Genomic DNA, 1,033 nt, shown 5'->3' on the forward strand with positions numbered 1-1,033 from the left:
GGAAATTGCATGACACGATATTGCTGTCCCGTAGGGACAAAATGTTGGTAGAAAATGCCCATCCCCCTACCTCATTCGTGCCGTAGGTACGAAATATCAATGTCGGTGTATCATATTCCGTCCCTACGGGACGGTGGGTTGTGGAGGGTGGATTCCGGTTTCTACCAATATTCCATCCCTACGGGATAAAAACAGAACGCAAAAATTTCATCCGATTGTAATCTGTTTGACACCCCACCTTGCGGGTATGATTGTCTCTGGCAGCCGACGTCACAACTGTGCTGGTGTAAGCATCTTCCACCTTGGGAATACCTGCTCTTGTGCGCACGATATTGATGGCATCCCATACTTCCTGCGAGGGACCCGATACCTCGTTTAGCGCTTCGGCTTTCATCAGATACAAGTCCGATAGACGAATAATCGGCAGGGGATAAGGAGTTGGTACCGCGGAATTGCCGGCCTTGGAGTTGATATGTACCACTTTTTGTGCCCCTATGGCCGTCCAGAAGCTGTTTAAAACATTGACGATGTTACCAGAGGAGCCTCGTCCGCCGGGGCCACTCCTAAAAAAGTTCGTGGCGATACGTTGAGTATAGGAACGCCAATAGCCGCCGGTGATGCCCAAATTGGCATAGAAACGAAGTTCCCTGTTCAAATAGAGATTGATGACATCATGATTGGGCTGCAGAATACCCCGAATTTCCTCGAACGCCGCCGTATCTGCCGCTGAAGTAGCTGCCGCTAAAGCAACGGGTGTCTTTACTATCTGATGCTTTGTGCTTTCATTGAAAGTCAGGTCTTCCGTCAAAAGAAGTCCGTTTTTGGTATAGTACCTCTCCATATTTTTATAGGTGGCACCCAGCACCTGACGCGCATTTTGAGTAGTATTTGCCGCACCGCCGTTGGGATAGGCGGGATAGGCGGGGGGGGGGGGGGGGGGGGGCTTGGTGGGGGGGGGGGGGGCTTTGGCCGCGGGGACAGGTTTTTAGCTACTTTTTCCCCCCCATTGGAGACTCCCCAACTCATTTCTTTT

Annotated in this window: 1 pseudogene; it reads right to left on the reverse strand. The window is 51.2% G+C overall.

Annotated features, from left to right (window positions below):
• Positions 1-178: 178 nt before the first annotated feature.
• Positions 179-898: pseudogene (locus tag ASC50_RS01190) on the reverse strand (RagB/SusD family nutrient uptake outer membrane protein); the annotation flags it as partial.
• Positions 899-1,033: the final 135 nt, after the last annotated feature.

This window comes from Candidatus Symbiothrix dinenymphae (genome assembly GCF_001431085.1).